The 7458-nt window shown below is 74.3% G+C and carries 7 protein-coding genes; 2 read left to right on the top strand and 5 right to left on the bottom strand.

Features of this window, described 5'->3' with window-relative positions:
• Nucleotides 1-133: 133 nt before the first annotated feature.
• Both ACIBR0_RS17760 and ACIBR0_RS17755 read right to left on the bottom strand, forming a co-directional pair.
• Nucleotides 134-1399 carry a hypothetical protein gene (locus tag ACIBR0_RS17760; RefSeq protein WP_396716822.1) on the bottom strand — a complete coding sequence of 422 codons (1266 nt, stop codon included), beginning with the start codon at nucleotides 1397-1399 and terminating at the stop codon, nucleotides 134-136.
• 328 nt (nucleotides 1400-1727) lie between these two features.
• Entirely contained in the window at nucleotides 1728-2582 is an 855-nt protein-coding gene (locus ACIBR0_RS17755) for a hypothetical protein (protein WP_396716820.1), read from the bottom strand.
• A gap of 128 nt (nucleotides 2583-2710) precedes the next feature.
• Between ACIBR0_RS17755 and ACIBR0_RS17750 the strand changes: the two genes are divergently transcribed.
• Entirely contained in the window at nucleotides 2711-3919 is a 1209-nt protein-coding gene (locus ACIBR0_RS17750; RefSeq protein ID WP_396716818.1) for a DICT sensory domain-containing protein, read from the top strand.
• A gap of 41 nt (nucleotides 3920-3960) precedes the next feature.
• On the opposite strand, the gene ACIBR0_RS17745 is transcribed toward ACIBR0_RS17750, so the two are convergent.
• Together ACIBR0_RS17745 and ACIBR0_RS17740 are read right to left on the bottom strand one after the other, a co-directional pair.
• Complete coding sequence (locus ACIBR0_RS17745) at nucleotides 3961-4812, bottom strand: phytanoyl-CoA dioxygenase family protein (protein ID WP_396716816.1); 852 nt, start codon at nucleotides 4810-4812, stop codon at nucleotides 3961-3963.
• A gap of 87 nt (nucleotides 4813-4899) precedes the next feature.
• Nucleotides 4900-5568: a nitroreductase family protein gene (locus ACIBR0_RS17740; RefSeq protein WP_396716814.1), complete on the bottom strand. Its 669-nt coding sequence runs from the start codon at nucleotides 5566-5568 to the stop codon at nucleotides 4900-4902.
• Between the two features lie 114 nt (nucleotides 5569-5682).
• On the opposite strand from ACIBR0_RS17740, the gene ACIBR0_RS17735 reads away from it, so the two are divergent.
• Nucleotides 5683-6411: a helical backbone metal receptor gene (locus ACIBR0_RS17735; RefSeq protein WP_396716812.1), complete on the top strand. Its 729-nt coding sequence runs from the start codon at nucleotides 5683-5685 to the stop codon at nucleotides 6409-6411.
• A gap of 17 nt (nucleotides 6412-6428) precedes the next feature.
• On the opposite strand, the gene ACIBR0_RS17730 is transcribed toward ACIBR0_RS17735, so the two are convergent.
• Entirely contained in the window at nucleotides 6429-7406 is a 978-nt protein-coding gene (locus tag ACIBR0_RS17730) for a TerC/Alx family metal homeostasis membrane protein (RefSeq protein ID WP_396716810.1), read from the bottom strand.
• Nucleotides 7407-7458: the final 52 nt, after the last annotated feature.

The following is a 7458-nucleotide window of genomic DNA, read 5'->3' as shown; positions in this document are numbered from 1 at the left end:
TCTCAACCCCCGCGCCCCGCTTTTTTGGGGGGCGCGGCCCCCGCCGCGCGGGGGGCGGCGGGGGGGCCCCCCCCCCCCGGGGGGGGGGGGGGCGGCCGCCCCCCCCCCCCCCGGCCCCGGGAGGTGTTCTCGATCAGTTGACCTCGATGCGCACCGCGTCGAAGGCCGGGGTCTGGTTGGCCCGCTCCATCATGGGGATCCGGTGCGAGCCGTCGCCGGCCCAGACCGCGCACTGCGCGATGCCGGACTCCGGCAGGCCGGGGACCTGGATGGTCACCTGGTCGGCGTCGGCGCCGCCGCCGCCGTCCTCGGTGGCGACGAAGAAGGCCGGCACCGCCTCCGGGTCACCGGGGGCCTCGTCGGTGCTCTGCAGCATCCGGCAGGCGCTGTGGAAGTGGCCGCGCACCAGGCCCTGCTCGTTGAGCAGCGAGCTCTCCACGTAGTAGCCGCCCTGACCGGCGGCGAGGAAGCGGTCGCGCACCAGGTTCCGGGTGGAGACCTGGAGCGTGAAGGGCTGGTTGGCGCCGACCTGCTCCGGGAAATCGGTGATCAGCAGCGACGGGTTGTTGGCGGCGGCGCCAACCTCACCGAACGCGGTGCTCACGCACCGGTTGCCGTTCTGGAAACCGTCGTGCGGCTGCAACTGGGTGTTGTCGCAGTTGTTCGCGAGTACGCCCAGTCCGGCACCGGGGGCACCATTGTTCCCGCCGTTGTCGTTGCCACCGTTGTCGTTCCCGCCGTTGTCGTTGCCACCGTTGTCGTTCTCGCCCTCATTGGTGTTTCCGGTCGGGGCGACCTGACACGCGGCGAGCTGCCCGAGTCCGCGCGGCCGGGGCCCGACGCGGTCGATGGCGATGGCGATTCGGTCCAGCGTGGCCCGGCGCTTGCTGGCCAGCGGATCGAGGATCGCGTTCCGGATGAAGGCGTCGCCCCGATTGCCCTCGGCGGCCAGCCGCCGGTCGGCCTCGGCGATCTGGGTCTGGAGCAGCGCGAGGTTGCGGTCGACCTCCGCGCGGGCCCGGCTCGGGACCTGCGGCAGCTTGCTCGCCACGTCCGGGCAGGCCACGGCGGAACCGCCGTTGGTCGCAGCACCGCCACCGGCCCGGGTCTCCTGGCACTCCTGGGCCGTCTGCTGGCCGTCACCCCAGTGGTTGCGTACCCACCTGCCGTTCTGCCACGTGCGCGTGGTGTTGCTCCCGCTCGGCGCGGTCGCCCCCGGGCTGGGCTCCACACAGGCCGCGGACGCCGCACGGGTCCGGTTGGACCGCCGGTCCTCGGCCGACGAGATCTGGGTGACGGCGATGACTCCGCCGAAGACGGCGAGCGTGCCGACCACAGCCAGCAGCCGCTTGCTCCGCGCGTTACCGGATGACCGGCGCGCCCGTGTGGACCTGCGCATCGAATTGCTCTCCTTCTCGATCCGGTAGTTGCTTGCAGACCTCGGCGGACCGACGGAATTGTGTGGCGGGCCCAGCGGAATCCCGCCGGACACAACCGGTGGCACGTCGATGACCGACGATGCCATTTCCGCACCGTCTTCCACGCCGGTGTGGCGCGGTCGAGGAGATCCTGTCCATTCCCGCTGGAGTACGGGACGGCCGACGTGAAGGTTCAACGCGAGGCGCAGAAATCTGCGGATCTTTTGCCGGAGCGGTCGGGTTGGAGACGGCGGTGGCGGGCGGCGGGGCGGGCGCGCGGCCCGGCACGTCGCGCGGGGAGAGCGGGCGTCAGTCCGCGCAGAGGTGATCGAAGGCGAAGCCGGTCGCCAGTTCGCTCCGCCGGGCCGCCAGGCCCCGGATCGCGGCCCGAAGCTCGTCCCGGGGCACCAGCGCGGCGGCGTCCATCGTGCGCAGCCGCTCCCCGATCGCGAGGGCGGCCAGGTCCTCGGCGAACCGCGCGGTGTCCAGGCCGGTGGAGAAACGGTGCTCCCGTACGGTGACCCGCTCCACGAGGCACGCGCCGGGACGCACCTCGAGCCAGCTCCAGCCCTCGGCGGGGCCATCGGTCCAGTGCACGTGCAGGCCGCGCAGGATCGGGTCGACCAACCGTCCCTCGACGTACGCCTCGACCGCCGCCGCCCGGGCCAGCGCGCCGAGGTCGTTGACCGCGCCGGTACGCCCGTCCGGCAGCCGCCCGAGGATGTCCCGGAACCCGACCGGCGGGTCCTCCCCCGGCTCGACCACGGCGACGCTGTCGGCGTACGTGCGGGCGTCGATCACGTACGCGACGACGGCTCGCCCGTGCTCGGCGGCCCGCAACGTCGGCGAGCCGATCCGCAGCACGGGCAGGCCCACGGCCTCGGCCACCGCGTTCTTCATCCGCTCGGCGCGCTGCCCCGCGGGCGTCTCCGGGCCGATCTCCACGGCGAGACGGGGGGTGCCGTCCTCGGCGCAGACCACGACGTCGTACGCCTCGCGGATGGCGGAACTCCACTGGTTGCCGGTGATCCCCGCGGGTCGCCGCTGCACCAGCTCACCGAGCCGGTGCGCGCCGAGCACCACGAACCCCGCCCGGGCGGACAGCCCGTCGCCGAGCGGGAGCGTCCGCAGCCCGGAACCGTTCCCGTCGCCGCTGCCCGTCATCCACCCGATCCGTTCGCCGATCCCCCGACGGTCCGCCCCGTCGACCTGGCGAGTCTACGGCGTCGATCATGGTCGCCACCTCGGCGGTGCGGCCCCCACGAGGGAGATGACCGGTTGAGCGACCGGGGGTGGTCGGCCGCGAAGCGCACGGTGACGCCGAGTACGCGACGACCCGGGAGCGCCGGCTCCGCCGCGACACCACCGCGGTGCCCGGCTACGCTCGCCTGGTGCTGCACACCGGACGCGTACCGGAACGGTTGACCAAGCGCGGCCTCGTCACCGTCTCGCACGCCATCGAGCAGGCGGCCCTGGCCACTGCCGAGGACGGTCCGCTGATCGTCCTCGCGCTGTTCCAGCGGATTCCGTACTTCGAGCGGGAACGGGCCCTCTACGAGCGGATCGCCGGCATCGCCGCGGCCACCGTCGTCGGGGTGGTCGACGCCGTCCCCGAGTCGTTGCCCGCCGGGGTGTACGGGGTGGTGCTGGCCGAGGACGAGGAGCTGGCGCGGGAGTGGTCGGTGGTGGCGCTGACCCCGCGCTTCGGCGCGGCGCTGGTGGCGTACGACCGGGCCGAGGTGGACCCGGACGCGCCGACGCTGGAGGCCGGCCGGCTGTTCGACGGCGGGTGGAGCTTCCGGCGCGACGCGGCCCTGCACGAGGCGCTGCGGCTGCGCGAGCGCCTCGCCACACGGCTGCCGGAGCGGGCCCGCGCGGTGCTCGACGAGGTGCTCGGCCGGGTCCGGGAGCTGCCGGCGACCCCGGGCGAGGCGAGGGGCGAGGCGGCCATCCGGTTGCTGGCCGGGCAGACCGAACGCGCCCGCCGTCTGGCCGACGTGCCTCCGGCACGCGCGGCCGACGGCACGACCAGCCTGCTCGACGAGCCCGCGCTCAGGCGGTGGACCGGGCTGGACGACGGGGTCACCGCATCGGGCACCCTGCCGGTGGCCGTGATCGGAGTGCGGGTGGACGAGCCGCCCGGTACGCCCGAGCGGTTCGGCCGGCGCAGCGCCGCCCGGGAGGGGCAGGCCGTGCTCGCCGCACTCACCGCGCCGCTGCGCCCGGTCGACCGGGCGGCCCGCCTCAGCGACCGGGAGTACCTGCTCGTGCTGCCGTCGCTCACCGAGGAGCAGGCGGTCGCCGTCGCCGACCGGGTACGCGAGTCGATCGGGGGCCTGGCTCACTCGTACCCGTTCGTCACCTACGCGGTCCACGCGGCGGTCTGCGTGACCACCGGGCGTCCGCTACCGGTGCCGGCGGTCCGGCACGCCCTGGAGTGGGCTGTCGGCGAGGGCGTGCCGGTGGCCACGGTGGCGCCGGAGCGCGTCTTCGTCGGCTGATCCGGCCGGCCCTGGCGGTGGCGTCGGCTACGGCCGTCGGCTCACTCCGCGCCCATCACCAGGCCCTCGATGGTGTGCTTCTGCCGGATCGGCGTCAGCGTGTCGACCACCGGGCAGGGCAGGTGCGCGCGCACCGAGGCGGGCAGGTTCTCCCAGTAGCCCCGGGTGACGGCCATGTCGTGGTGCGCGGCGTTGCCCGCGCCGGGCGCGTCCACGCCGAGCACCAGCACCGGGCGGGCCAGCGTGGAGACGTTGGGTGTCCCCCGGTGGACGGTCAGCGCCGAGCGGGCGGAGATGTCGCCGCGTCGGGGGTACTTCCGCACCGCCCGCCCGGCGTACCGCGGGTAGCGCTCCTTCGGGGGGAACATGCCGTGGTCGAAGTCGTGGCCGTCGTCCCACTGGGTGCCGGGCGCGATCTCGAACGGCCCCATCTCCTCCACGGTGTCCACCGTGGTCAGATTGAAGGCCAGGGAGGTCAGCCGCCGCTGCCGGCGGGTGTCGGGCGGCATCGGGAAGTCGCGGTGCCAGGGCTGCATGGCCGCGCCGGGGAACGGGATGTCGAAACCCAGCTCGACGATCTCGTACCCGTCGCCGAGCACGGCCCGGCAGACCGCGACCACCCACGGGTGGGTGACCAGGTCGACGAAGCCCCGCAGCTGCTCCGGGTGGATCTCCACGTACCACCGCTGCGGGCCACGCCCGACCGCGCCGTCCGGGCGCGCGCGGGCCTCGCGGAACGCGGCGTCGATGTCCTCACCCACCCGCTCGACCCACTCGACGGGGAAGGCCCCCCGGCAGGCGGTGATCCCGTCGCGGTAGAGGTCGCCGAGCGCCTCGACCGGGATCTCCTCGTCTGCGTCGGCAGGCTGCGGGGTGCGGACGTCGGACCTCATCGGACCTCCCGGGGGGTGGCGGTGAGCCGAGTATTACAACGTTGTAGAAGGCTCGCAAGAGGGGACCGCAACCGACCCCGGCGACGCTCAGCGCCAGACCACGACCTCGTCCAGGGGCTTGCGGTCGATGTCCGGTACCCGCGCCCCGTCGGCCGGGTACCCGACCGGGATGATGAGGTTGCCCCGCTCCTCCGGCGGGCGGTCCAGCAGCTCGTTGAGGAACCGCAACGGGCTCGGCGTGTGCGTCAGCGTCGCCAGGCCGGCCTGGTGCAGCGCGGCGAGCAGGAAGCCCACCGCGATGCCCACCGACTCCTTGACGTAGTAGGGGCGCGGGCTGCGGGGCCCCCGGTGCACCTCGAACACCACGATCACCGCCGGCGCGGTCTCCAGGAACGGCTTGCTGGCGTCGGTGCCCAGCGGAGCCAGCGCCGCCAGCCACTCCTCCGGCGCGCGCCGCTCGTAGAACACCTGCTCCTCGGCCTCGGCGGCGACGCGCAGCCGCCGCTTGAGGTCCGCGTCGGTGACCACGACGAACCGCCAGGGCTGCCGGTTCGCCCCGCTGGGGGCGCTCGCGGCGGCTCGCAGCGCCTCCCGGAGCACACCGTCCGGTATCGGCCGGTCGCTGAAGTCGCGCACCGTGCGGCGCAGCACCAGCGCGTCGGCGAAGGCCCGGACGCGGGGCAGCGCCACCGCCGGGGACACGCCGTAGTCGGGTACGGACCGGGTGGGCGGCACGGCAGCCAGGTCGCGGGGCATCCGGCCATTCTCCCGGCCCGCGGCGTTGACGGCCACGCGAGCCGGGCATGATTCGGCGTACGCGCGGGCCGCGCGCCGACGTCGCGGCCCGACGCGCGGGAGGGGGTACGACGGATGCGGGTGGTCTCCCTGGTGCCGTCGCTGACCGAGGCGGTGGCCGTGACCCTGCCCGGCCTGCTGGTGGGCGCGACCGACTGGTGCACGCACCCGGCGGGGCTGGAGGTGGCACGGGTCGGCGGGACCAAGTACCCGGACCTGGACGCCGTCCGCGCGCTCCGGCCCGACCTCGTCCTGCTCAACGTCGAGGAGAACCGCCGCGCCGACGCCGACGCGCTCGCCGCGGCCGGCGTACCGGTGCGGGTGACCTATCCCCGGACGGTGGACGGGGCCCTCACCGAACTCGGCGACCTGCTCCGTGACCTCGGCGCCCCGGCCGAGCCGGAGTGGCTGGTCGCGGCCCGACGGGCCTGGGCCGCGCCGCCCGCGCTGTCGCCGCGTCGCGCGGTGGTGCCGGTGTGGCGGCGCCCCTGGATCGTGCTCGGCGGCGACACGTTCGCCGGTGACGTGCTGCGCCGGCTCGGCGTGGTCAACCTGTACGCCGAACACGCCGACCGCTATCCCCGACCGGACCTGGACGAGCTGCGAGGACAGGCACCGGACCTGGTGGTCCTGCCGGACGAGCCGTACCTGTTCACCGCCACCGACGGGCCCGAGGCGTTCCCCGGCACCCCGTGCGCCCTGCTCTCCGGGCGGCACCTCACCTGGTACGGCCCGTCACTCGCCGAGGCGCCCGCGCTGCTGGCCGCTCAGCTCGCCGCGCCGGTCACGCACCCCGGCGGCTGACCCGCCCCACGCGAGGGTCACGCCGGATCAGCCCGCCCGGCCCGCCGGCGCTCACGGCGCGCGGCCACCACGCTCCAGCCGATCGACACCGACAGGGTGACCACCACCACCGCGAGGGTGAGCCAGACCGGCACCTTTCCCACCGGCGTCTCGGCCAGGATCAGCTTGAGCCCGGCGAACGCGAGCAGCAACGCCAGTCCGTAGCGCAGGTACCCGAAGTGCCGCAGCAGCCCGGCGAGGCAGAAGTACAGGCTCCGCAGCCCGAGCACCGCGAACGCGGTCGCCGTCCACACCAGGAACGTGTTACCGGTGATCGCGAGGATCGCCGCCACCGAGTCGACCGCGAAGACGATGTCGGTCGCCTCGATCGCCACCAGCGCCACCAGCAGCAGCGTGGCCCGGCGGCGACCCGCCACCCGGACGACGAACCGGTCACCGTGGTGCCGCGGCTCGGTCGGCACGAAACGGCGGAACAGGCGTACCGCGACGTTGCGTTCCGGGTCGACGTCCGGCTTGCCGCGGACGGCCAGCCGCCACCCGGTCCAGACCAGGAAGGCGCCGAGCACGACACCCGCCCAGGCCAGCCGCTCCAGCAGCTCCGCACCGGTGACGATGAAGACCAGCCGGAAGGCCAGCGCGCCGACCACGCCCCAGAAGAGCACCTTGTGCTGGAACTCGTCGGGCACCCGGAAGTAGCCGAACAGCAGCGCGAAGACGAAGACGTTGTCGACCGAGAGCGCCTTCTCCAGCAGGTAACCCGAGTAGTACGCGACCGCCGGTTCGGGGCCCCGCCAGGCCCACACGAGCAGGCCGAACGCCAGCCCGGCGGTGATCCAGACGACGCTCCAGATCACCGCCTCGCGCAGTTCGATGACGTGGTTGTCGCGGTGGGAGAGCATGTCGACCGCGAGCATGACGGCGATGACCGCGCCGACCGCCGCCCAGGCCCAGAGCGGCACGGCGAACGTCGCCTCGTCCACCGGCGTCCTCCGCATCCGTGCCCGGACAGGCGGCATCCACGCCCGCCACGGCGACCTTCCGCTCTGC

Origin of the sequence: Micromonospora sp. NPDC049497 (assembly GCF_044465805.1) — a bacterium.
Lineage (GTDB): Bacteria > Actinomycetota > Actinomycetes > Mycobacteriales > Micromonosporaceae > Micromonospora.
This window is presented reverse-complemented; position numbering and strand designations above follow the sequence as displayed.

Bases quoted from the DNA above. Each gene is read 5' to 3' on its own strand.
- ACIBR0_RS17730 (WP_396716810.1), bottom strand. From the start codon at position 7,406: ATGCGGAGGACGCCGGTGGACGAGGCGACGTTCGCCGTGCCGCTCTGG.
- ACIBR0_RS17740 (WP_396716814.1), bottom strand. From the start codon at position 5,568: ATGCCCCGCGACCTGGCTGCCGTGCCGCCCACCCGGTCCGTACCCGAC.
- ACIBR0_RS17755 (WP_396716820.1), bottom strand. From the start codon at position 2,582: ATGACGGGCAGCGGCGACGGGAACGGTTCCGGGCTGCGGACGCTCCCG.
- ACIBR0_RS17760 (WP_396716822.1), bottom strand. From the start codon at position 1,399: ATGCGCAGGTCCACACGGGCGCGCCGGTCATCCGGTAACGCGCGGAGC.
- ACIBR0_RS17745 (WP_396716816.1), bottom strand. From the start codon at position 4,812: ATGAGGTCCGACGTCCGCACCCCGCAGCCTGCCGACGCAGACGAGGAG.
- ACIBR0_RS17735 (WP_396716812.1), top strand. From the start codon at position 5,683: ATGCGGGTGGTCTCCCTGGTGCCGTCGCTGACCGAGGCGGTGGCCGTG.